Source organism: Streptomyces sp. NPDC090021 (genome assembly GCF_044748225.1).
Lineage (GTDB): Bacteria > Actinomycetota > Actinomycetes > Streptomycetales > Streptomycetaceae > Streptomyces.
The window spans coordinates 70620-92120 of record NZ_JBIVFO010000014.1 but is presented as its reverse complement, the minus strand read 5'-3'; the positions used below and the strand labels follow the sequence as shown (position 1 = coordinate 92120).

Sequence of the window (21501 nt, the reverse complement as noted above, 5' to 3'; positions counted from 1 at the left end):
GGAGGGGCGGATCCCGGCCGGGGGCCGCCCCGCGGGCTACGTCGCTACGTCGTTACGTCGTTACGTCGTTACGTCGTCCAGACGATCGACTGGATCTCGCTGTAGGCGTGCAGGGCGTACGAGCCGACGTCCCGGCCGACCCCGCTGCGCTTGAAACCGCCGAAGGGTGCCTCCATGTTGCGGCCGATGGTGTTCACACCGACACCGCCCGCGCGCAGCCGCCGCGCCACGCGGAAGGCGCGTGCCGCGTCACCGGACCACACGTAGCTGAGCAGGCCGAAGTCGCTGTCGTTGGCCAGCGCGACCGCCTCGTCCTCGTCGCCGTCGAAGGGGACGACCACGACGACCGGGCCGAAGATCTCCTCGCGGACCACCCGCATGTCGTTCGTGCAGTCCACGAGCAGGGTGGGTGCGACGTAGAAGCCCCGCCCGTCCCCGACGACCGGACGCTCGCCGCCGTACGCGACCCGCGCGCCCTCCTTCCTCCCCAGCTCGACGTACGACTCCACCCGGTCGCGGTGCGCCGCCGAGATGACCGGGCCGACGACCGTCCCGGCCGCCGCCGGGTCCCCGACCTTCATGAAGGCCAGGTAGCCGGTGAGCTTCTCGACGAGCCGCTCGTAGACCGACCGGTGGACGATCACCCGGGTCGGGGCGGTGCAGATCTGACCGGAGTAGAAGGAGAAGGTGGTCCCGATCCCCATCACCGCCGCGTCCAGGTCGGCGTCCTCGAAGACGATCGCGGCGCCCTTGCCGCCGAGTTCCATCAGCTGCCGCTTCATCGTGCGGCCGCAGACCTCAGCGATGCGCTGTCCGACGCCGGTGGAGCCGGTGAAGGACACCATGTCCACGTACGGGGAGTCCACGGCGGCCTCGCCGACCTCCACCGACTGCCCGGACACGACGTTGACCACGCCCGCCGGGACCCCGGCCTCGTGCAGTGCCTGCGCCATCCGGAAAACGGACAGCGGGTCCTGCGGGGCCGGTTTGACGACGACGGTGTTGCCCATGGCGAGGGCGGGGGCCACCTTGCCGGCCGGGTTCGCCCACGGGTTGTTGTAGGAGGTGATGCAGGTGACCACGCCGACGGGCTGGCGGACCTCCAGCGCGCCCAGGATGCTCGCCCGCCCCATCGGGCCGGCCTCGGTGACCTGTGGCGGCAGCCCCTTCTCGACGGGCTCCAGGGCGCCCTTGGCGTACCGCCGGAAGCGGGCGACACCGACGCCGACCTGCATGCCGCGTGCGATGCCGGTCGGCGCGCCCGTCTCCGCCCGTGCGAGCGCCGTCCACGGCTCGAACTCCCGCTGCATGATGTCCGCGGCCCGGTCGAGGATCTCCGCGCGGGCCTGCGGCGTCGTGCGCGACCAGCTGTCGAAGGCCTCGGCCGCGGCGCGCGCGGCGTCGGCGACCTGTGCGCGCGAGGCCTCGGGGGCGAGCCCGACCACCGACTCGTCGGCCGGGTTGACCACCTCGTAGTGCCCGCCCGCCGGCTCCACCCACTCGCCACCGATGTACAGGGGTTGAGCGGTCATCGGGTGCTCACCGTCCTGGTGTCGCGGCCCGACCGGAGCACGATGCCGGGGACGGCCCCGGTCACCTCGTCGTCGCGGACGGTCTCCACACCGTTGACCCGTACCGAGACGATGCCGACGGCCCGGGCGTCGAGGCGGGGGCTGTCGCCGGGCAGGTCGTGGACGAGGGTGGCCGGACCCGCCTCGATCCGCTCGGGGTCGAAGAGGACCAGGTCCGCGTGGTAGCCCTCGGCGAGGCGGCCCCGCTCGCGCAGCCCGAACAGCCGGGCCGGGTCGTCCGTGAGCATCCGTACGGCCTGCTCCAGCGGCACCAGCTTGCGACCGCGCAGGCAGTCGCCGAGGAAGCGGGTCGTGTACGGGGCGCCGCACATCCGGTCCAGGTGCGCGCCGGCGTCGGAGCCGCCGAGCATGACGTCCTCGTGCTGCCAGGTCTCGGCGCGCAGCGCCCAGCTGGCCGGGTCGTTGTCGGTGGGCATCGGCCAGAGCACGGTGCGCAGTTCGTCGTTGGCGCAGATCTCCACCAGGCACTGGAAGGGGTCCTGGCCGCGTTCGGCCGCGATGTCGTTCACGACCCGCCCGGAGAGGCCCTCGTTCTCCTTGCTGTAGGTGTCGCCGATGACGTAGCGGCCGAAGTGGGCCAGGCGCCGGAAGACGCCGGCCTCCTTGCTGTCGGCGCGGCGCAGCATCTCGGCGCGTACGTCCGGGTCGCGGAGCTTGGCGATCCGCTCGGGGACGGGCAGGCCGAGGACCTCGCCCCAGCCGGGGATGAGGTTGAGCGCGCAGAAGGTGCCGAGCGACATGTTCATGGGTGTGAGGATCGGCATGGTCAGCGCGACGATGCGACCGCCCGCCTTGCGGGCGCGCTCGCTGGGGACCAGCTGGCGCGGGACCCGTTCCGGGACGGCGGCGTCGATGGTGAGGACGTTCCAGTTCAGGGGCCGGCCGGCGGCGGCGCTCATGTCGACGAAGAGGTCGATCTCCTCGTCGGAGAACTGGTCGAGGCAGCCTGCGACGATCGCTTCCAGCTGGGTGCCCTCGTGTTCGGCGACGGCTTTCGACAGGGCGAGGAGTTCGGCGGGCTTCGCGTGCCGGGAGGCGACGGGGGCGCCGGCGCCGTCGGAATGGGTGGCGGACTGGGTGGTGGACAGGCCCCAGGCGCCGGCGTCCATGGCGTCGTGGAGGAGGTCGAGCATCTGCTGCATCTGCTCGGGGGTGGGCTGTCCGCCGACGGCGTCCTCGCCCATGACGTGGCGGCGCAGGGCGCAGTGCCCGACCATGAAGCCGGCGTTCACGGCGATCCGGCCCTCCAGGGCGTCGAGGTACTCGCCGAAGGTGGACCAGGTCCAGTCGACGCCCTCCTCCAGGGCCGCCAGTGCCATGCCCTCGACCTTGCTCATCATGCGGCGGGTGTAGTCGGCGTCCGCGGGGCGGTCCGGGTTGAGCGGGGCCAGGGTGAAGCCGCAGTTGCCGCCGGCGACGGTGGTGACGCCGTGGTTCATGGAGGGGGTGGCGTAAGGGTCCCAGAAGAGCTGGGCGTCGTAGTGCGTGTGCGGGTCGACGAAGCCGGGGGTGAGGACGAGGCCTGTGGCGTCCTCGCTGGTGCGGGCCTCTTCGGTGACGGTGCCGGGTGCGGCGATGACGGCGATGCGGCCGTCGCGTATGCCGAGGTCCGCGACGCGGGCGGGGGCGCCGGTACCGTCCACGACGGTCGCGCCCTTGATCAGGTGGTCGAGCATGACGTCCTCTCTGCCGTGTTCGCCTTACGGTCGGCCTGCGGGGCCTCCGCCCGCCTTACGGTCGGCCTGTGCTGGGCCTCCGTCCGCCTTCGGCCCGGCCGGCGGGGCTGCGGCGTCCAGCCCCGCGCCCGCAACGGCGGCGGGGCTGGACGTGGCCCCGGCCGGTGGCCGCCCGGCCGGGGCCGGTGCGGGACGGCGGTCCGGGAAGACGCCGTCCCCGTCGGCGTATCCCGCAGGGTCAGGCGGCCTGGCGGAAGCGGGTGGTGCGGTGGACCGGGTCCGTGTCGATCTGCGGGATCACGTGCTCGCCGATCAGCTTGATCGTGGTCATCGTGTCCTCGTAGGAGACACCGGTCGGCAGGCCGAAGGAGAGCTGGTCCGCGCCCGCCTGCTCCCAGCGCTTGCACTGGGCCCGGACCTCCGACGGGTCGCCGCAGATGAGGAGTTCCTCGGCGATCAGCAGCTCGATGATCTCCGCGTTGTACTCGGGGAGGGTCTCGGGCCACTCGGGGATCGCCTCGGGCCGCGGGAAGGTGTCGTGGTAGCGGAAGACCAGCGACTGGAAGCGGTTCATGTTGGCGTTGACCGCGATCTCGACGGCCTTGTCGTGGGTCTCGGCGCAGATGGCGGTGGAGGTGACCATCACGTTGTCGTTGACGAAGGCGCCGATGGCCTTCGCCTCCCTGATGGCCGTCTTGTACTGGTCGAGGACCCACTCCATGTCGGAGACCTTCTGCACGCTGAAGCCCAGCACGCCGAGGCCCTTCTTCGCCGCCATCGCGTAGGAGGAGGGCGATCCGGCGGCGTACCACATGGCCGGGTGGGCCTTGCCGTACGGCTTGGGGAAGACCTTCCGCGGCGGCAGCGACCAGTGTTTGCCCTGGAACCCCTCGTACTCCTCCTGGAGGAACATCTTGGGGAATTCCGCGATGGTCTCCTCCCAGATCTCCTTGGTGCCGTTCATGTCCTCGATGCCGGGCAGGAAGCCGAGAATCTCGTGGCTGCCCGCGCCGCGTCCGGTGCCGAACTCGAAGCGGCCCTTGGAGAGGTGGTCGAGCATGGTGACCTTCTCGGCCACCTTGACCGGGTGGTTCACCGGGGCGAGGGGGTTGAAGATGCCGGAGCCGAGGTGGATGCGTTCGGTGGCGTGCGCGAGGTAGCCGAGGAAGACCTCGTTCGCCGACAGGTGCGAGTACTCCTCCAGGAAGTGGTGCTCGGAGGCCCAGGCGTACTTGAAGCCGGACTTGTCGGCCTGGATGACGTACTCGGTCTCCTCGACCAGCGCCTTGTGCTCTGCCTCGGGGTCGACCTTGGACCGCGCCTCTGGCACGTATCCCTGCACGAAGAGCCCGAATTCCAAGGGGGTCACCGTCCTCTGTTTTCTGACGTGTCGTCAGATTTGATGTCTCGACTGTTCCACCGGGGGGCCGTGAGCGTCAATACCTGACGCTCCATCAGCTACCGGTCGCGTCGCTACAGGATGCTGACGCCCGCCATCCAGCCGCCGTCGATGACGAACGGCTGACCGGTGATGTACGAGGAGTCCTCACCGGTCAGGAAGAGCGCCAGCCGGGCGATCTCCTCCGGCCGCCCCACCCGCCCCATCGGGACCACCCGCCGGTAGAGCTCCGCCATCGCCTCGCGGGCCTCGTCGGTCATGTTCGCGGGGTCCAGCAGGCCCGGATTGGCCATCGGGGTGTCCACCGCCCCCGGGCACATCGCGTTGACCCGGATCCCCTTGGCCGCCAGCTCCAGCGCGGCGACCCGGGTCAGGCCGAGGATCGCCGCCTTCGTCGCGGCATAGGTGCCGACGTACGCCATGCCCGTCAGGCCGGTGTACGAGGAGGTGTTGACGATGGTGCCGCCGCCGGCCGCCTCGATCTCGGGCGCCACCGACTTGATGCCGAGGAACGCGCCGACCTGGTTGACCTGGACCACCTGCTGGAACTCCTCCAGCGGCGTGGCCGTCAGCTCGTTGAAGCGCAGGATGCCCGCGTTGTTGACCAGGCCGTCGATCCGGCCGAAGGACTCCTTCGCGGCGGCGACGGCCGCCGCCCAGTCCTCCTCCCGGCTCACGTCCATCCGTACGTACCGGGCCCGGTCCTCGCCGATCTCCTTGGCCACGGCCGCGCCCTGCTCGTCCAGCACGTCCCCGAGGAGCACCTTCGCGCCCTCGGCCGCGAAGAGCCGGGCCTCCTGCTCGCCCTGGCCGCGCGCCGCACCGGTGATGACGACGACGCGCCCATCCAGCTTGCCCATGCCCGTGCTCCTAGTCGTTGAGGTGCGGGGCCACTTCGGCCCCGAAGGCGGTGATCTGGTCGACGAGCTCGGCACGGTCGCGGCTGCGGAACCGGACCTGGATCTGGTCCACGCCGAGCGCCCGGTACTCGCGCAGGGACTCGGCGAGCACCTCCGCCTTGCCGGTGAGGGTGCGGCGGCCGGTGTCCCAGCCGGGCTCCCCGACGTACAGCGCCTCGGTGATCGCACCGACTTCGAAGGGTCCGGTGACGCCGGCCTCGGCGCGCAGCCGCGCGATACGGGCGATCTGCGCCGGGAGCTTCTCGCGCGGGTCGCCCTGCGGGAGCCAGCCGTCCCCGCGAACGGCGGCCCGGCGGACGGCCGCGGGCGAGGAGCCGCCCACCCAGACGGGGATCCGCTCCTGGGCGGGGCGCGGCAGCTGCCCGAGGTCCTTGAAGGAGAACGACCCGCCCTCGAACTCCGGGTACTCCTCAGGCCCCAGCGCCGCCCGCAGCGCGTCCAGTGTCTCGTCGAGGACGGCCCCGCGGCGCGCGAAGTCCACGCCGAGGACCTCGAACTCCTCCTGGACGTGACCGGCGCCGACGCCGAGGATCAGCCGGCCGCCGCAGAGGTGGTCGAGGGTGGCGTACTGCTTGGCGCTGATCAGCGGGTGACGCAGGCCGAGGATCGCCACGTGGCTCATCAGCCGCACGCGCTCGGTGATCCCGGCGAGGAAGGAGAGCGTGGCCACCGGGTCGTACCAGACGGTGCTCATGGCTCCCGCGAGCCGCCGCGGGATCGCCACGTGGTCGCAGGTGGCCAGGTATCCGAAGCCGGACCGGTCGGCGGCCCGGGCGATCTCGGCGAGATCGCGGGCCCCGGCCGCCGCCTCCCAGGGTTCCGCGTAGATCGTGCTCTGCGACTGGACCGGGAGCTGCATCCCGTAGACCAGCCGACCTTCCGGAAACACGCGCGCCATGGCGGGCCCGCCTCGCCTTCGTCTGCCGATGCGTCCTATCGGTGCCGGGCCATCGTGATACCTGACGGTCCATCAGACAAGAGGGGAGCCGATCTGCGACCCCCACCCCCGCCGGATCCGACCCACGGCGCCCGCGGATTGCGGGTACGGGTGCGTACCCGTACCCTTGGGTTACGGGAAGGAGCACGCTCATGGCCGACGCCAACATCCGCATCCCCGAGGAAGCCAAGGACAGACTCGCCGCCATAGCCGCCGCCGAGGGACTGTCGCTGCGCGCCTACCTGGCCCGTCTGGCCGAGACGCTGCTCACCCCGGCCGAGCGGGCGGAACGGGCCGAGCGGGCCCGAGCCGCGCTGCACGCCTGGAACGGCTACGCCCCGTCCCCGTCGCAACAGCAGTACCTGGACAACGAGTTGGACCGGCGCCTGGCGGAGACGAGGGGCAGGTGACGGAAACGCACATTGTGCTGGACGAGACGGCGATGCTCGCAGCGGGTCAGGGCAACGTCCTCGCGTCCCGGCTCATCCACCGCGCACACGCCGAGGCCGGCTGGTTCCTCTACGCACCCACCTGCGCACTGGTCGAAGCAGACCGCGCCCGGCCCGGCACGGCGGAGCACCTGGCCTCCCTGCCGGGCATCACCATCCTGGACCTGGACCTGCCCGCCGCGCTGGCCCTTGCACGCCACGAGACCTGGGCCGCGGCACACGCCCGGCACGCGGCCCAGCCCACGCCGGAACGCCCCGACGGAGCCGTCGTCGCCACTACCCTCCCCAAGCGCTGGGAGGGCGAGCCGGTCCGCGTCCTGGATCTCGGCGACTGACGGCCGGCGCTGCGCGCTCGCCCCGTCAGAAGCCTTCCGGCCCCATCACGATGACCGGCTTCGCCGCCGGGTCCAGGGTCTCCAGGACCTTGCGCATGGCCTCCTTCGGGATGCCGACGCACCCCTGGGAGGGGCCGTCGTGGTCCACGTGGAGCCAGATGTTGCCGCCCTTGCCCTCACCGTCCGGCTTGACCGGATCCAGCGGGGAGTGGCCCGGGCGGCGGTTGAAGTCGATGGCGACGACGTAGTCGAAGGACCCCACCAGGGACTCCCCGTTCACCCCGCGACCGGTGGCGACGAAGCCCCGATCCTCGTCGTACGGGAGCCGCGTCCCCGGCGGCGGGGACAGCAGCCCGCCCGCGTCGGTGAGCGCGAAGACGCCCTGCGGGGAGGTCAGGTCGCCGTACGTGCGCTCCGTGGACCAGCCCCGGGCGCCGTTGCGCGCCGGCCAGCTCTCCGCCTTGACCCAGTCGGCCCCGGCCTCGGGACGGGTGTACAGGGTGGCGGTCGACTCCGAGGAGTCCACGGCCCTGCCGGTGACCAGGATCAGCTGGCGGGACTCGGCCGGGATCCGCGCGCGGGTCTGTTCGCTGATCCCCGTCAGGCCCTGCATGGGCGACCGCCGGACGTCACGCGCCACCCGGTCCACGGGCTGCGGGCGGGAGTCGGTGCTGGCCTGCGCCGCGCCCGCCGACCGGTCCGGGTCCTGGGCGACGTACACCCACCCGGCAGTGAAGGTCACCAGGCCGAGGGTGGCCGCCAGGGCGGCGCGGCGGCGGGCCGCACGACGGTTCGTACGGGCGGGGCGGGAGCGTGCTCGGGCGTGCTTGCTCATCCACCCGACCGTACATCAGCGCACCATCAGACCTGGTTTGTCCGCGTTGTACGCGCCACGCCGGGCACGGGGAACCGGACACCGGCCGTCAGACCGCCCTCCGGCGGCGGAGGAGCCGCGGCCGTCGGCTCCGCCTCGTGCGCCCGGGCCGTCGATACGGCGGCCGACAGGCCCAACCCAGGGCCCTCACCTGCGGTGTGCTGCCGTGCGGGCCACCTACGGAAGGGCTCCCGGAGCCCCGGCACGCCCACTGGATCGATCACCGGACCCGCGTTCGACACCGTCAGTTCCCCGTCCACGGAACCGGAATCGGGGATCCGGCCCTCGGCGCTGTGGTGACGCACCTCATTCATCGGCGGGTTGCGCGGCGGGTGGCCCAGCAGCACCCGGCCACTCCTTGCGGGACCGCGCGAGCCGATGTCCGTCGCAGGCCGCGCCGCGCCGGGCGGTGTCCGGCCTTGGGGACCATCGGTACAGTGAAGGCGACCCCAGAAGCCGCCACGGAATGATCTTGGCGAATCAGCAGTGCAGCTCAGCGGGGTCGTGCTCGTCTTCCTGAACGCACAGAGGCCGCGGCCGGTGTCGGCGCGCGGCCCCTGGGCGGCGCAGGGTGACCGGGGTTAGCCGATGTTGGTGTCCGTCTCCGGAGCCTTTCGGGCGTTGTTCCTGAGGTTGGCGAAGGGCAGAGCTCCTCCGTGGAGTTCTTTGAACTCGTCGATCAGGTCCTGCTCGGCCTCACCCGCGTCATCCTCGGTCGTCGGCCGCCAGGCGACGAGCAGTGCGTCCGAGTCGACCAGTTGCCAGATGTAGCGACCGCCCCAGTGGCCGGCCAGCAGACCGGCGCCGTGGCGGCGGTAGTCGGCAAGCCGCTCGTGCAGTCCGTCCTGGCCTGCGGCCTTGCCGATGTACACGACCGTTGCCCCGTCCACCCAGGCCTTGCTGAGTTTGTCGGCTGTCACGGACGGGTCGCGGCCTTTGAGGTGTCCGGCAGGGCTGGCGGGGAGGAACGACGGGGCCGAGGTGTCCGTGCGGATCACCACGTAGATTCCGTGCCCGGTGGGAACGTTGCTGCCGGGCAGTTCACGGAACGACACGAAGCCGCGGAAGCCGCGTTCGGTCAGGGTCTTCTGCGTCAGCTCTGGTGTCGGGCTCATGCCCGGCATCGTGCCAGGCGCATCCGACAGTCCTCGGCGGCAGGTGCCGCCGCCACCTCGACCGTGCCGAACGCGGCCGTAACCGCCTCGACATCCACCTCGTCGATCCCCTCGGACACCGGAGAGTCCCACAACGGTGCGTCGGTCTGCATGGCCAGCACCATCACCGTCCACAGCCGACTGGAGGAGCGGACGGAATGCACCTGAGAGGGCGTCACTTCCGCCTGTCAGAAGCCCAGGCGTACGCCGTCTCGCACGTGCCGGTCCCTCGCAATCGAACAGCGACGTAACGCTCCGCGACGGCTCCCCAAGACCTGCGCCAGAACCCAGAACTCACCAAAGCTGATCACATGGCTGGGCCGTTGCCGATCTGGAGTTCGTTCACCCACCCCTGGGCCGCCGCGAGGTTCGGGGCGGTGCCGGCAGGTTCGTACGCGAAGCCGTTCCACTCCTCCAGGACGCGAGGCTCGTCGGGCCGCAGGTGTCCGGCCCCGCCGTGCACGGGCCGGTGACGGCGGTAGACGTCCAGCGGCGGGCGCCGGCGCTTGTTGTACGCGGCGAGCGGGTTGCCGGCATCGATGCGGGGAGCGGCGCGGGAGGGCTCGTTGGGCGGTCCGGGTCGGCGGTGCTTGGCCATGTGCTCGATGTTCTCAGGCCGCGACCGTGGTCGGGCGCGCGGCGGCGAGATCCTTCGCCCGGTGCCGTACGTCGTTGACCGCAGCAGTCTCGTACGGGCGGGCCGCGCGCAGCAGCGTGTTGAGCCGCGAGGTCACCAGAGTGGAGTCGACGCGGGCCGCGTCGTCGAGTGCCTGCTGGGCGGCCCGGGCCCCGCGTTCGGCCTCTCCCTCGTCGAAGAGGGCTGCGGCGAGTCCGATGCGGTCCATGGCGCGTACCCGGTCAAAGCCGGGCTTGCGCAGTGCGAGGGCGTCCTGGAAGTGGATGCTCGCGGCGCGGTGGCCACGGCCGAGTCCAGCGAGGTCGCGGGCGGAGACCGCGCAGGCGCCGGCGTGCTCGGCGGCGTCGAAGTAGCCCACCCACTCGGGGACGTCCCCGCCAAGACCGTCGGCCAGGAGCACGTCGGCCACGCCGAGGTGCCTGTCCGCCTGGTACTCATCACCGAGGGCCGCGTGGACACGGCCGGTCTGTGAGGCGACCAGCGCCCGGGTCACGGGCATCTTCGCCTTCGCCGCGGCTACGCCGAGAAGGCCGAGGGCGTCCTGTGGGCGGCCGAGGTAGATCATCTGGTGGGACATCCGGGTGACGATCTCCACCCCTCGATCCGGGTGCCCGGCCTCACCGGCTGCGTAGATCCCGTAGCTCCAGTACCGCTGAGCGGTCGGGTACCGGCCGCTGTCGTGGCTCACCCACCCCGCGAGCGCCGCCAGATCGGCGGTCGCCGCGAACACCCGGGTCCGCAGACTTCGGGGCACCCCGTCCTGAACGCGGCGGGCGACTTCGGCGAGCTGGGCGACGATCGCCGAGCGGTACAGGCCGCCGCCCTTGGACGCGTCGGCCCGGGCGAAGAAGGCGGTGACCTCTTCGAGAGCGGAGACGGTGTCGGTGTCGAAGCCCTTGCGGTCGTCGTTCAGGGCGCGGGCGGTGCCGCCGAGCATCCGTTCGGCGGCGAGGACCAGCGGGGCGCCGATGGCGAGCTTGAGGGCGTCGCGGCGGTTCATGAACAGGTCCATCTGCGTCCATCCGGCCAGGGTTTGGGCAGCTGCCTCGGTCAGCAGCGGGAGCTGGATGCTATCCAGCACCGGACCGGCGGCGGTCAAGCCGAGATCACTGGGAGTGAGGATCTGGCCGACCGCTTCCGAGAGGACGTCCGCAAGTAGGGAAGGGACCGGCGGGCGGGGCCGTTCCCCGTCGATCCAGCGCCGGATACGGGTCGCGTCTGGGGCGATCTGCCGGTGGCCTTGGCCTTTGGCCGCCGCTGCGATGCGGCGGGCGATCTCCCCATGAGACAGACCGCTCGCCGTGATCCACAGCTCCAGGTGCGGGTTGCCGGATCTGCTCGCCATCGCTGCCTGACCCTCCCCAAGTCCGAGTACGGAGCGTGGTTTTTCCGCCACGGTTCGCGACCCCTACGGTACTGGCCGGGGCACCAGCCCGGCGGCGATTCTTCTCAGGCGGCAGCCGCCCGGCTGCCCGTCTGACACAGGGGAAGGGATAGCGCATGCAGACGCTTGCACCCCAGGCTCCGTGGGCGATGAGGCTGGTCACCGACCGGCTGCCGGTCGGCCCGCCGTCCTACGCCGCGGTGACGCTGGATCCGTCCACGCAGACCGCCCGCTACACCGACACCGCCGGCCGGCGGGTGGAGATGGGCCAGCACGGCACCAACCAGACCAACCCGACCACGTCCATGTCCGGCGGCGGCGACGGGTCCAGCCCGCAGCCGCAGACCGCGGACGACTCCACCCCCGACTACAGCTCGGACTGACCGATGACCTCCACCACCCTGGTCCTCACCGCGCTGGAGGACGTCACCGCGGACCTGGTGATCTCCGCGCTGCACGAGCGTGAGGCGCCGGTCGTCCGCGCCGACCCGGCCGACATCGGCGCCGGGCTGTCCTTCGGCGCCCGCATCGGCGCTGGGGCGCCGGCCTGGGGCGGACGCCTGGCCACCGGCAGCCGGGAGGTGGAGTTAGGGGAGGTGGCGGCGGTGTACTACCGCCGCCCCACCCCGTACGCCGCCCGGTACGGACACCTGCCTGCCCAGCAACGGGACTTCTGCACCGCCGAGGCCCGCCACGGGCTCGGCGGCATCCTGCACACCCTGACCGGCGCCCTCTACGTCAATCACCCCCTCGCCGTCGCCCGCGCCGAGTTCAAGCCCGACCAGCTTCAGCGGTTCGCCAAGCTCGGCCTGACGATCCCGGCGACGCTGGTCACCAACGACCCGGAGCAGGCCCGTACGTTCGCCGCCGAGCACGGGCCGGTCATCTACAAACCCTTCCGCGGCCTGCCCGCCGGCGAGGACGGGCGCGCCGGGGCGATCTGGGCCCAGCGCGTCGACCCCGGCACTTTCGACGACTCCCTGGCGGTGATGCCGCACCTGTTCCAGGCCGAGGTCCCCAAGACCGGCGACGTGCGGATGACCGTGGTCGGCCAGAAGGTGTTCGCCAGCCGCGTCCAGGCACCCGACGGCTCCCTGGACTGGCGCCGCGGCGACTGGAACAAGCTGATCCACACCCCCATCGGCGTACCCGATCCCATCGCCTCCGCGGCACACAGCTACCTGGCATCGTTCGGTCTGGTCTTCGGCTGCTTCGACTTCGCCCTCACCGGCGACGGCGATGCCGCGGAACACTGGACGGCCGTCGAGTGCAACCCGAACGGACAGTGGGGCTGGCTCCCGGACGCGCCGGCCATCACCGAGGCGTTCGCCGACATCCTCACGAGGAAGGAGGCGGCAGGCTATGACGATGCCCGCCGACCCTGAGACCGACGCCGCCCAGCTGCGGCAGACGATGGCCAGCGCCCTCGCCGAGAACGGCGCGCCGGCCGATCCCGCGTGGCGGGAGGCCGTGGAGAAGGTGCCGCGGCACCGGTTCGTGCCGGGCTTCTACCTGCCCGCCGACGTGCGCGACGGGCAGGGGCTGACGGTGTGGGAGCCGGTCACCGCCGAGCTCGACTACGGCCGGTGGCTGGCCGCCGCCTACACCGACACCACCCTGATCACCCAGTTCGACGGCGACGAACCCGACTGGAAGCAGCCCTCCCCCAGGCACGGCGGAGCCCCGACATCCTCATCCACCCTGCCCTCCCTCGTCATACGTATGTGGGCCGATGCCGATGTCCGCGAAGGTCACCGGGTGCTGGAGATCGGCACCGGTACCGGCTACTCCACCGCGCTCGCCTGCCAACGCCTCGGCTCCGCAGCGGTCACCTCCATCGAGGTCGACCCCCACCGGCTCAGCCAAGCCGCCGACGCCCTCTACGGCCTGGGCTACACCCCCGCCCTCGCGGTCGCGGACGGGATGTACGGGTACTGGCCCGAAGCGCCCTTCGACCGGATCGTAGCCGCCTGCTCCTTCCGAGCCGTCCCGCCCGCCCTGATCGCCCAGACCCGGCCGGGCGGGAAGATCCTGATCACCCTGTCGGGCTGGCTCTACGGATACGCACGGGTTCTGCTGACCGTCGGTGATGACGGCACGGGGGAGGGCGCGCTGCTGGGCGGCACGGTGTCCTTCATGTCCGCCCGCACCCACGCGGCCCCCGCATTCGGCAACCCCGGCCACTGGGCCGCCCACCGCGTCGACGACGACGGCCGCCCGGCCATGCATTCGCCGCAGCGGATCACCGCCGCCACCGAGGAAGCGTTCCACCTGCGGTTCCTCGCCCAGACTGCCGTGCACGACGCCCAGATGACGGTGCTCGGTGAGAGCGTGCTCCTGGCCGACACCGTCACCGGCTCCGCCGCCCTCCTCACCCCGCAGGGCAGCGACTGGGAGGTACGCGAAGGCGGACCGGTACGGCTGTGGGAGCAGGTCGAAAGCGTGCTCACCGCGTACGACGCGGTCGGCCGCCCGGGCCCGGAGACCTTCACCCTGCACGTGTACGACGGCGGGCAGCACCTGCGGAACCCGCAGATGCCCGGCCTGCCGCTCCCCAAGCCCTGACGGATGGTGGCTTCAGCCGATCGCTGGTCCGGCGTGGGCCCCGGCGTGGGCCGTCGCCGCGCGGTGATCGGCTCCTGGGCAGACGGGCAGCGCAGGCCCGTCTCCCGGAGCCGATCACCGACGTACTCTGAATCGATGAGGCGAACTCCACGTCACGCGGCACGCGTTGTCATCCTGTCCCCCGCCGGGTCGGTGTTCCTCTTCCGCGAGGACAACGTGGAGGTGGGCATCCACTGGCTGCCGCCCGGCGGTGGGATCGATCCCGGCGAGAGCCCCGAGGACTGCGTGCGGCGCGAGCTGCGCGAGGAGACCGGGTGGACCGACCTGGAACCGGAGCGCCTCCTGTGCACCTGGGAGCACGACTTCACGCACCAGGGCGTACCGGTGCGCCAGCACGAGCACATCTACGTCACCACGGGCCCGCGCCGGGAACCGGTCCTGGAGTCCCCGGGCATCCACTGGCAGTGGCTCTCGGCGGAACGCCTGGCCACCCTGGGCGAACCGGTATGGCCACCCCGCCTCGCGGACCTCCTCACGAACCCTCCGGCAGAGCCCGTCCACCTGGGCCTGCTGGCCTGAGCCGGCCGCCGACGGCGGTGGCTGCGGGAGGCGTCACGCATTCACCACCAGGCGGCCGCGCTCGGAGGGCCCGTGCGCCGGAGCCACGCTCCGTCGGATCGGCCGTCTCCCCACGGGGCGGGGCCGGGAGCACTAGGGTGTAGGGCGCCTACCGGAAGAGGATGTCTCATGACCACCGCCCCGGGGCCCGCCCACGGTGTCCCCCCGATGCCCGAGCGCAACATTCCCGCGTTGCGGGCGGCGATCGCCGCCCATGCCCCGCAACTCCTGGACGACTTCGAGGCCGACTGGCGGGCGAAGGTCGCCGACACCTACGACATGGGGGCGGCGCCGGCGTTCCTGGCCCGCTGGTGGGGCGAGTACGCCCTCGCCAAGGACCCGCACCTGGACCACCACGTGCGTGATCTGGAGCAGCGCGCGGCCGAGTGCGCGGACCCGGACCAGGCCAAGGCCCTGCTGGAAGAAGCGTCGCGCATTCACCACCAGGTGGCCGCGCTCGGACCCGGCGAGTGAGCGCGGATTTCACCGGTCCCCCATGGGCCACGGACTGGACCAAGCTGGCCGCCGAATACCGGGACACGCTGCCTGCCGACGTGCGGGACCTCATCACCGATGCGGTCACAGAGCTGAAGACGTCACATCACCCGTACCGCGACGACCATCTCGACACCACGAAGGTAAGCATCGAGCCGGTCCGCTCCACCGAACCCCGCGGCGCCCACATGCTCTACTTCGACCGAGGCCACGGCTGGCTGCGCTACACCTTCGTCCACCGCACGGCCGAGCCCCAGATCGTCATCGAGCAGATCTTCTGGCAATGACCCAGGCCGCTCGCTTCGCAGACCGTTCGGGCACGCGCCTCAGCGGGACTGCGGGGCGGTCTGGGCGGTGGCCTTGGTGTAGAGGGAGGCCGCGTAGTCGCCCAGGACCGTGCTGGTCGAAACGTCGTCGGTGTCGCCGCCCGTGAGGATGCCGACGATCTTGCCGTCGCGGGCGATCCACGCGCTGCCGCTGGTGCCGCCCGGGAAGTCCGCGCAGTCGAAGCGCTGCTGGGTCGCGCTCTCGCGGACCGCGGTCGCCGTGCAGGTACGGGGGATCTTGCGGTCGGCGGGGTAGCCGGTGACCGTGACCTCCTCGCCGGCCCGGCCCGTGGTGTCGAGTACGGCCGCGCCGGTCACGTCCTCGATCGAGCGGCCCTGGGCGTCCGGGGCGAGCGTGGCGAAGGCGAGGTCGTAGTCGTCGTCCGTACCCTCGGCCCAGCGCTCGTCCTCGAAGACCTCCTCGATCTTCCATGTGCCGTACGGTGCGGTGTCGTTGGCGTAGGCGGGGGCGAAGACGGCGGTCCCGTCGGCCTGCTTCCCGGCGAGCAGGCAGTGCCCGGCGGTGACGATGAGGTTGCGGCCGGGGCTCTGCACCACGGTGGCGGTGCAGAAGTGGTCGCTGTCCAGGCCGTTGGTGAACAGGGCGCCGGTGAAGGAGGCGGGCCCGCCCGGCGGGGGCGTGACGCCTGGCGGCAGGGTGGTCCCGGGCTGCCCGGACAGCTGGGGCTTCGGCTCGTGCGAGCGCGAGGGAGCAGTCGGCGAGAGGGAGGGCTGCGCGGCCTTCGCCTGTACGGGCGCGGTCGCCTCGGGCGGCGGCGCGAGCTTCGCGACCGCCGCGGAAGCCCCCAGTGCCGCCACCGCACACAGCACCGCCGTCACGACGCTCCGCTTGTCCACCGGCATGATGATCCTTCCGCCTTGCCCTGGCGAAGCATGCCTTGCCCGCACGGCCGGGTGCAAGGCATGTGACGACCCCTGCGTAGCCGGTCCGTCACTCCCGGCAGCCTGTCCGCGCTCGTCAAAGAAGGCACCGGCACCGCCAACCTGAGCTGCGGCTTCACCAGCTCCTCCGTGGCCGAGACCGTCACCAGCGGACACGCCTGCATTGGCCGGGCGGTCGGGCCGGTCGGGCGGCCGAGCCGGCACCGGGGCCGGACCACGGGGTCAGGCGGTCGAGCCCGGTCCCGGCCACAGGCCGTCCGGGGTGAGCCCGAGCAGGTCGATCGCGTTGCCCCGCACGATACGGTCCACCACGTCCGGGTCCAGGTGGCCCATCTGCGCCTCGCCGACCTCACGGGACTTCGGCCACGTCGAGTCGGAGTGGGGGTAGTCGGTCTCGTAGAGGACGTTGCCGACGCCGATGGAGTCGAGGTTCTTCAGGCCGAAGGCGTCGTCGAAGAAGCAGCCGAAGACGTGCCCGGCGAAGAGCTCGGACGGCGGCCTGAGCACCTTGTCCGCGACCCCGCCCCACCCGCGGTTCTCCTCCCAGACCACGTCGGCGCGCTCAAGGATGTACGGGATCCAGCCGATCTGACCCTCCGCGTACATGATCTTCAGATGGGGGAAGCGTTCGAATTTGCCACTCATCAGCCAGTCGACCATGGAGAAGCAGCAGTTGGCGAAGGTGATGGTGGAGCCGACCGCGGGCGGGGCGTCCGGGGAGGTGGACGGCATGCGGGAGGAGGAGCCGATGTGCATGGCGATGACCGTGCCGGTCTCGTCGCACGCCTGGAGGAAAGGGTCCCACTCGTCGGTGTGGATCGAGGGCAGGCCCAGGTGCGGGGGTATCTCCGAGAAGGCGACCGCGCGCACGCCGCGCGCCGCGTTGCGGCGCACCTCCGCGGCGGCCAGCCGGGCGTCCCAGAGCGGGACGAGGGTGAGCGGGATGAGACGGCCGCGGGCGTCGGGGCCGCACCACTCCTCCACCATCCAGTCGTTGTAGGCCCGTACGCCGAGGAGCCCCAGCTCACGGTCCTTGGCCTCGGTGAAGGTCTGGCCGCAGAAGCGGGGGAAGGTGGGGAAACAGAGCGCCGACTGGACGTGGTTGACGTCCATGTCGGCCAACCGGTCGGGAACCGAGAAGGAGCCCGGGCGCATCTGCTCGTAGGTGATGACTTCCAGCTTGATCTCGTCGCGGTCGTACCCGACGGCGGTGTCGAGGCGGGTGAGCGGCCGGTGCAGGTCCTCGTACACCCACCAGTCGCCGATCGGGCCGTCGTCGCCGCGGGCTCCCATGACGGGAGCGAACTTGCCGCCGAGGAAGGTCATTTCCTTGAGCGGGGCGCGGACGATGCGGGGGCCGGTGTCCCGGTACTTGGACGGGAGCCGGTCCTGCCAGACGTGGGGGGGCTCAACCGTGTGGTCGTCCACCGAGATGATCTTCGGGAAGGTCTCCATGGCGCATACGGTAGCGCCGATCTGACGAACCGTCAGCTAGTTGGTCTGTGATCGGTCATGGACGGGCTGACGTGTACGCGCGAGACAGGGCAGACTGACCCTTACACCGACGGAAGGCAGGGGGACGACAGATGGACGGCGTACCGGCCATCCCGCACCCGCGGAAACACCCCGAGGCCCGCGCGGCCGCCGCGTCCGGAGCCGACCCCACCCGCCCCGCCCGCCCCGCCGGTCCCGTACCGCCGACGGCCGCCGCAGGCGCCGCAGCCGGCCGTGGCCACGCCCCCGGCACGCCGGGCCCCGCCGCCGCAGGCGCGACGGCGGGCCGCACCACCCCGACCACAGCCGTACCCGGCACGCCCGAGCCCGCCCGAACCTCCGGCCCCGCCCAGGACACCGCCGCGACCGCCCCAGATACCGCCGAGACCACCGCAGGCGACACCGCGACCGCCCCAGGCCCCGCCCGGCCCGCACCCGGCACGGCCCAGCCCGCGACCCCCGCCCCCACCGCAGGCCACGCCGCGACCGCCCCAGGCCCCGCCCGGCCCATAGCCGCACCCGCACCCGGCACGCCCGCCCCCGCCGCGGCCCCCGCCCCCGCCGCAGGCACCGCCGCGACCGCCCCAGGCCCCGCCCGACCCGCACCCGGCACGGCCGACCCCGCCGAGACCCCCGGGCCCGCCGCAGGCCACGCCGCGACCGCCCCAGGCCCCGCCCGGCCCGCACCCGCACCCGCACCCAGCACGGCCCAGCCCGCGACCCCCGGGCCCGCCGCAGGCGCCACCGCAGGCGCCACCGCGACCGCACCAGGCGGCACCGGCAGCGACCGCGAGTCCCGGTTCGCCGTTCTCGGGCCCGTCCGGGCCTGGCGGGGCGCCGAGGCCCTGCCCTCCGGCACCCCCCAGCAGCGCGCCCTGCTCGCCGTACTCCTGCTGCGCGACGGCCGCACCGCCACCGCCCCCGAACTGATCGACGCCATCTGGGGCGAGGACCCCCCGCAGCAGGCCCTCGCCACCATCCGCACCTACGCCTCCCGCCTGCGCAAGGTCGTCGACCCCGGCCTGCTCGTCACCGAGTCCGGCGGCTACGCCATCCGGCTGCGCTCCGCCGCCACCCTCGACCTCGGCGTCGCCCGCGGCCTCGCCGCCGACGCCGAGAGCGCCCGGGCCGCCGGGGACCGCTCCCTCGCCCGTACGCTCCTGGCCCGCGCCCTCGACCTGTGGGAGGGCGAACCCCTCGCCGGGGTCCCCGGCCCGCACGCCGAGACCGAGCGCACCCGGCTCGCCGAATGGCGCCTCCAGCTCCTGGAGTCCCGCCTCGACCTCGACCTGGAGCTCGGCCACCACGCCGAGGCCGTCTCCGAACTCACCGCCCTCACCGCCGCCCACCCGCTGCGCGAACGGCTGCGCGAGCTGCTCATGCTCGCCCTCTACCGCAGCGGCCGGCAGGCCGAGGCCCTCGCCGTGTACGCCGACACCCGCCGCCTCCTCGCCGACGAGCTCGGCGTCGACCCGCGCCCCGAGCTGGCCGCCCTCCAGCAGCGCATCCTGAACGCCGACGCCGATCTGGCCCGCGCCGAAGACCCCGCCCCGGCCGCCACCGCCGCTCACGTGAGGCCCGCCCAGCTGCCCGCGACCGTACCCGACTTCACGGGCCGCTCCAGCTTCGTCGCCGAACTCGGCACGATCCTCTCCGGCGGCGCCCAGGACCAGGTCATGGCCGTCTCCGCGCTCGCCGGCATCGGCGGCGTCGGCAAGACCACCCTCGCCGTCCACGTCGCGCACGCCGCCCGCCCGCACTTCCCGGACGGCCAGCTCTACGTCGACCTCCAGGGCACCGACGCCCGCCCCACCGAACCGGAGGCCGTCCTCGGCTCCTTCCTGCGCGCGCTCGGCACCCCCGACACCGCCATCCCCGACTCCCCGGCCGAACGGGCCGCGCTCTACCGCTCCACCCTCGACGGCCGCCGCGTCCTGGTCCTCCTCGACAACGCCCGCGACGCCGCCCAGGTCCGCCCGCTGCTGCCCGGCACCGCCGGCTGCGCCGCCCTCGTCACCAGCCGCGTCCGCATGGCGGGCCTCGCCGGGGCCCATCTCGTCGACCTCGACGTGATGAGCCCCGAGGAGGCCCTCCAGCTCTTCACCCGCATCGTCGGTGAGGAACGCGTGGGCGCCGAACGCCAGGCCGCCCTCGACGTCGTCGGCGCCTGCGGGTTCCTGCCGCTGGCCATCCGGATCGCCGCCTCCCGGCTCGCGGCCCGCCGCACCTGGACCGTCTCCGTCCTCGCCGCCAAGCTCGGCGACGAACGCCGCCGCCTCGACGAGCTCCAGTCCGGCGACCTGGCGGTCAAGGCCACCTTCGAGCTCGGCTACGGCCAGCTGGAACCGGCCCAGCAGCGCGCCTTCCGCCTCCTCGGCCTCGCCGACGGCCCCGACATCTCGCTGTCGGCGGCCGCCGCCGTACTCGACCTGCCCGAGTACGACACCGAGGACCTCCTGGAGGCTTTGGTCGACTGCTCCCTCCTGGAATCCGCCGCCCCCGGCCGCTACCGCTTCCACGACCTCGTACGCCTCTACGCGCGTGCCTGCGCCGAGCGCGACGAGCAGCCGCCGAGCGGGCGCGAGGCGGCCCTGGACCGCCTCCTGGACTTCTACCTGGCCACCGCCTCCGGGGTCTACGCCCTGGAACGCCCCGGTGACCGGCTGCCCGCGCACCTGTCCGACACCCACTACCCCGGGCTGGTCTTCGCCGAGCCGCGCGCCGCCCTGGACTGGCTGTACGCGGAGGCCGGGCCGCTGCTGGCGTGCGTACGGCAGGCCTCCGCGCGGGGCGGCGACTCCCCGGTGCTGCGCCGGGCCGTGGACCTGCTGTGGGCGGCCAAGGACCTGGCCGAGTCCGGGGCCAACTCCAGGCAGTACGAGTCCGCCGCGACCGCCCTGCGCGACGCCGCCCAGGCCGCCAAGGACCCGTACGCCGAGGGCCGCGCCCGCACCACCCTCACCAACGTGCACCTGGTCGCCGGCCGCTTCGCCGAGGCCGACGACGAGGCCCGCCAGGCCACGGCCCTGGCCCGCGAGGCCGGTGACCCGCTGCCCAGCTGCTGGGCGCCCAACGACCGGGGGATCATCGCCCTCTACGAGGGACGCCACGCGGACGGCGAGCGGTACCTGCTGGAGGCCATCCAGAACTTCCGTGCCGACGCCAACAACGTCGGCGAGGCGAGCGCCCTGTGCAACCTGTCCCGCATCCACGTGGAACTGGGCCGCCTGACCAGCGCCATAGACCTCGCGCAGCAGGGCATCGCCATCTACGACCGGATGGGCCTGTCCCTGCGCCTGGCCAACGGCCGCTACGCGCTCGGCATCGCGCTCACCCAGGCGGGCCGGCTCGGGGAGGCGCTCGCACAGCTCACCGAGGCCCTGGCCCTCTTCCATGACAACCGGCAGCCGCTGTGGGAGGGCGTGACCCACTTCCGGCTGGCCGTCGCCCATCTCGCCGCGCGCCGGCCCACGCTGGCCGCCGCGCACGCCGAGCAGGCCATCGCGCTGCGCGGCATCGGCGGGGAGTGGCGGCGCGCGACCGTGCTGACCGTGCTGGGCAAGGCCCTGCGGCGGCTGGGGCAGACGGACCGGGCGCGGGCGTGCTGGCGGGACGCGGAGGCCGTGTTCCGGCAGCTCGGTTCGGCCGAACTGACCGAGGTGCAGACCTTGCTGGCCACGGAGATCGCCGCCTGACCTGCAAGAGCGCTTGCTGAACGAGGCGTTCATCGTTCGTTTATCGCC

The 21501-nt window shown here is 72.6% G+C and carries 21 protein-coding genes; 9 read left to right on the top strand and 12 right to left on the bottom strand.

Annotated features, from left to right (window positions below; translation table 11 throughout):
* Nucleotides 1-68 precede the first annotated feature (68 nt).
* The 5 genes from ACIPXC_RS13755 to ACIPXC_RS13735 all read right to left on the bottom strand — a co-directional run bounded on the left by ACIPXC_RS13755 (nt 69) and on the right by ACIPXC_RS13735 (nt 6485).
* Nucleotides 69-1532, bottom strand: a complete 1464-nt coding sequence (locus ACIPXC_RS13755) for an aldehyde dehydrogenase family protein (protein ID WP_401616603.1) — start codon at nt 1530-1532, stop codon at nt 69-71.
* Nucleotides 1529-3268, bottom strand: a complete 1740-nt coding sequence (locus ACIPXC_RS13750; RefSeq protein ID WP_401616601.1) for an amidohydrolase family protein — start codon at nt 3266-3268, stop codon at nt 1529-1531. The genes ACIPXC_RS13755 and ACIPXC_RS13750 overlap by 4 nt, the downstream gene beginning before the upstream one ends.
* 238 nt (nt 3269-3506) lie before the next feature.
* Complete coding sequence (locus ACIPXC_RS13745; protein ID WP_386464826.1) at nt 3507-4628, bottom strand: LLM class flavin-dependent oxidoreductase; 1122 nt, start codon at nt 4626-4628, stop codon at nt 3507-3509.
* Between the two features lie 113 nt (nt 4629-4741).
* The gene (locus ACIPXC_RS13740) at nt 4742-5527 is read right to left on the bottom strand and encodes an SDR family NAD(P)-dependent oxidoreductase (protein ID WP_401616599.1); all 786 of its coding nucleotides are present in this window, start codon (nt 5525-5527) and stop codon (nt 4742-4744) included.
* Between the two features lie 10 nt (nt 5528-5537).
* Complete coding sequence (locus ACIPXC_RS13735; protein WP_401616597.1) at nt 5538-6485, bottom strand: TIGR03619 family F420-dependent LLM class oxidoreductase; 948 nt, start codon at nt 6483-6485, stop codon at nt 5538-5540.
* Nucleotides 6486-6676: 191 nt separating this feature from the next.
* Between ACIPXC_RS13735 and ACIPXC_RS13730 the strand changes: the two genes are divergently transcribed.
* Together ACIPXC_RS13730 and ACIPXC_RS13725 are read left to right on the top strand one after the other, a co-directional pair.
* Entirely contained in the window at nt 6677-6934 is a 258-nt protein-coding gene (locus ACIPXC_RS13730) for a hypothetical protein (protein WP_401616595.1), read from the top strand.
* A 32-nt stretch (nt 6935-6966) separates the two neighbouring features.
* Entirely contained in the window at nt 6967-7308 is a 342-nt protein-coding gene (locus tag ACIPXC_RS13725) for a hypothetical protein (RefSeq protein WP_401616782.1), read from the top strand.
* A gap of 25 nt (nt 7309-7333) precedes the next feature.
* Here the strand turns inward: ACIPXC_RS13725 and ACIPXC_RS13720 are convergent, their stop codons facing one another.
* The 5 genes from ACIPXC_RS13720 to ACIPXC_RS13700 form a co-directional block, all read right to left on the bottom strand.
* Nucleotides 7334-8143 carry a hypothetical protein gene (locus ACIPXC_RS13720; RefSeq protein ID WP_401616593.1) on the bottom strand — a complete coding sequence of 270 codons (810 nt, stop codon included), beginning with the start codon at nt 8141-8143 and terminating at the stop codon, nt 7334-7336.
* Between the two features lie 620 nt (nt 8144-8763).
* Nucleotides 8764-9297: a hypothetical protein gene (locus ACIPXC_RS13715; protein WP_401616591.1), complete on the bottom strand. Its 534-nt coding sequence runs from the start codon at nt 9295-9297 to the stop codon at nt 8764-8766.
* Entirely contained in the window at nt 9294-9449 is a 156-nt protein-coding gene (locus tag ACIPXC_RS13710) for a hypothetical protein (protein WP_401616590.1), read from the bottom strand. The genes ACIPXC_RS13715 and ACIPXC_RS13710 overlap by 4 nt, the downstream gene beginning before the upstream one ends.
* A 194-nt stretch (nt 9450-9643) precedes the next feature.
* Nucleotides 9644-9934: a DUF6087 family protein gene (locus ACIPXC_RS13705; RefSeq protein ID WP_401616588.1), complete on the bottom strand. Its 291-nt coding sequence runs from the start codon at nt 9932-9934 to the stop codon at nt 9644-9646.
* 13 nt (nt 9935-9947) lie between these two features.
* On the bottom strand, nt 9948-11318 hold the full coding sequence (locus ACIPXC_RS13700; RefSeq protein WP_401616586.1) for a Tat pathway signal protein: 1371 nt from the start codon (nt 11316-11318) through the stop codon (nt 9948-9950).
* Nucleotides 11319-11473: 155 nt separating this feature from the next.
* Here ACIPXC_RS13700 and ACIPXC_RS13695 point away from each other — a divergent pair, with 155 nt between their 5' ends.
* The 6 genes from ACIPXC_RS13695 to ACIPXC_RS13670 all read left to right on the top strand — a co-directional run bounded on the left by ACIPXC_RS13695 (nt 11474) and on the right by ACIPXC_RS13670 (nt 15322).
* The gene (locus ACIPXC_RS13695; protein ID WP_401616585.1) at nt 11474-11740 is read left to right on the top strand and encodes a putative ATP-grasp-modified RiPP; all 267 of its coding nucleotides are present in this window, start codon (nt 11474-11476) and stop codon (nt 11738-11740) included.
* Nucleotides 11741-11743: 3 nt separating this feature from the next.
* Nucleotides 11744-12742: an ATP-grasp ribosomal peptide maturase gene (gene tgmB, locus ACIPXC_RS13690; RefSeq protein ID WP_401616583.1), complete on the top strand. Its 999-nt coding sequence runs from the start codon at nt 11744-11746 to the stop codon at nt 12740-12742.
* A complete protein-coding gene (tgmC, locus tag ACIPXC_RS13685) occupies nt 12720-13922 on the top strand; it encodes an ATP-grasp peptide maturase system methyltransferase (RefSeq protein ID WP_401616581.1) in 1203 nt (400 codons plus the stop codon). The genes tgmB and tgmC overlap by 23 nt, the downstream gene beginning before the upstream one ends.
* A gap of 135 nt (nt 13923-14057) precedes the next feature.
* Nucleotides 14058-14501, top strand: a complete 444-nt coding sequence (locus ACIPXC_RS13680; protein WP_401616579.1) for an NUDIX hydrolase — start codon at nt 14058-14060, stop codon at nt 14499-14501.
* A gap of 168 nt (nt 14502-14669) precedes the next feature.
* Nucleotides 14670-15014: a hypothetical protein gene (locus ACIPXC_RS13675; RefSeq protein WP_401616575.1), complete on the top strand. Its 345-nt coding sequence runs from the start codon at nt 14670-14672 to the stop codon at nt 15012-15014.
* Nucleotides 15011-15322, top strand: a complete 312-nt coding sequence (locus ACIPXC_RS13670) for a hypothetical protein (protein ID WP_401616574.1) — start codon at nt 15011-15013, stop codon at nt 15320-15322. Before ACIPXC_RS13675 ends, ACIPXC_RS13670 begins: the two co-directional genes overlap by 4 nt.
* A gap of 39 nt (nt 15323-15361) precedes the next feature.
* On the opposite strand, the gene ACIPXC_RS13665 is transcribed toward ACIPXC_RS13670, so the two are convergent.
* Both ACIPXC_RS13665 and ACIPXC_RS13660 read right to left on the bottom strand, forming a co-directional pair.
* A complete protein-coding gene (locus ACIPXC_RS13665) occupies nt 15362-16219 on the bottom strand; it encodes a trypsin-like serine peptidase (RefSeq protein ID WP_401616572.1) in 858 nt (285 codons plus the stop codon).
* A 267-nt stretch (nt 16220-16486) separates the two neighbouring features.
* The gene (locus ACIPXC_RS13660) at nt 16487-17719 is read right to left on the bottom strand and encodes an amidohydrolase family protein (RefSeq protein ID WP_401616571.1); all 1233 of its coding nucleotides are present in this window, start codon (nt 17717-17719) and stop codon (nt 16487-16489) included.
* A gap of 131 nt (nt 17720-17850) precedes the next feature.
* Here ACIPXC_RS13660 and ACIPXC_RS13655 point away from each other — a divergent pair, with 131 nt between their 5' ends.
* Nucleotides 17851-21453 (top strand): BTAD domain-containing putative transcriptional regulator, encoded by a 3603-nt coding sequence (locus ACIPXC_RS13655; RefSeq protein ID WP_401616569.1) that lies wholly within the window; start codon nt 17851-17853, stop codon nt 21451-21453.
* Nucleotides 21454-21501 lie beyond the last annotated feature (48 nt).

Coding starts and splice junctions, on each gene's coding strand:
- ACIPXC_RS13755 (WP_401616603.1), bottom strand. CDS start 1,532: ATGACCGCTCAACCCCTGTACATCGGTGGCGAGTGGGTGGAGCCGGCG.
- ACIPXC_RS13750 (WP_401616601.1), bottom strand. CDS start 3,268: ATGCTCGACCACCTGATCAAGGGCGCGACCGTCGTGGACGGTACCGGC.
- ACIPXC_RS13740 (WP_401616599.1), bottom strand. CDS start 5,527: ATGGGCAAGCTGGATGGGCGCGTCGTCGTCATCACCGGTGCGGCGCGC.
- ACIPXC_RS13735 (WP_401616597.1), bottom strand. CDS start 6,485: ATGGCGCGCGTGTTTCCGGAAGGTCGGCTGGTCTACGGGATGCAGCTC.
- ACIPXC_RS13730 (WP_401616595.1), top strand. CDS start 6,677: ATGGCCGACGCCAACATCCGCATCCCCGAGGAAGCCAAGGACAGACTC.
- ACIPXC_RS13725 (WP_401616782.1), top strand. CDS start 6,967: ATGCTCGCAGCGGGTCAGGGCAACGTCCTCGCGTCCCGGCTCATCCAC.
- ACIPXC_RS13720 (WP_401616593.1), bottom strand. CDS start 8,143: ATGAGCAAGCACGCCCGAGCACGCTCCCGCCCCGCCCGTACGAACCGT.
- ACIPXC_RS13715 (WP_401616591.1), bottom strand. CDS start 9,297: ATGAGCCCGACACCAGAGCTGACGCAGAAGACCCTGACCGAACGCGGC.
- ACIPXC_RS13710 (WP_401616590.1), bottom strand. CDS start 9,449: ATGCAGACCGACGCACCGTTGTGGGACTCTCCGGTGTCCGAGGGGATC.
- ACIPXC_RS13705 (WP_401616588.1), bottom strand. CDS start 9,934: ATGGCCAAGCACCGCCGACCCGGACCGCCCAACGAGCCCTCCCGCGCC.
- ACIPXC_RS13700 (WP_401616586.1), bottom strand. CDS start 11,318: ATGGCGAGCAGATCCGGCAACCCGCACCTGGAGCTGTGGATCACGGCG.
- ACIPXC_RS13695 (WP_401616585.1), top strand. CDS start 11,474: ATGCAGACGCTTGCACCCCAGGCTCCGTGGGCGATGAGGCTGGTCACC.
- tgmB (WP_401616583.1), top strand. CDS start 11,744: ATGACCTCCACCACCCTGGTCCTCACCGCGCTGGAGGACGTCACCGCG.
- tgmC (WP_401616581.1), top strand. CDS start 12,720: ATGACGATGCCCGCCGACCCTGAGACCGACGCCGCCCAGCTGCGGCAG.
- ACIPXC_RS13680 (WP_401616579.1), top strand. CDS start 14,058: ATGAGGCGAACTCCACGTCACGCGGCACGCGTTGTCATCCTGTCCCCC.
- ACIPXC_RS13675 (WP_401616575.1), top strand. CDS start 14,670: ATGACCACCGCCCCGGGGCCCGCCCACGGTGTCCCCCCGATGCCCGAG.
- ACIPXC_RS13660 (WP_401616571.1), bottom strand. CDS start 17,719: ATGGAGACCTTCCCGAAGATCATCTCGGTGGACGACCACACGGTTGAG.
- ACIPXC_RS13655 (WP_401616569.1), top strand. CDS start 17,851: ATGGACGGCGTACCGGCCATCCCGCACCCGCGGAAACACCCCGAGGCC.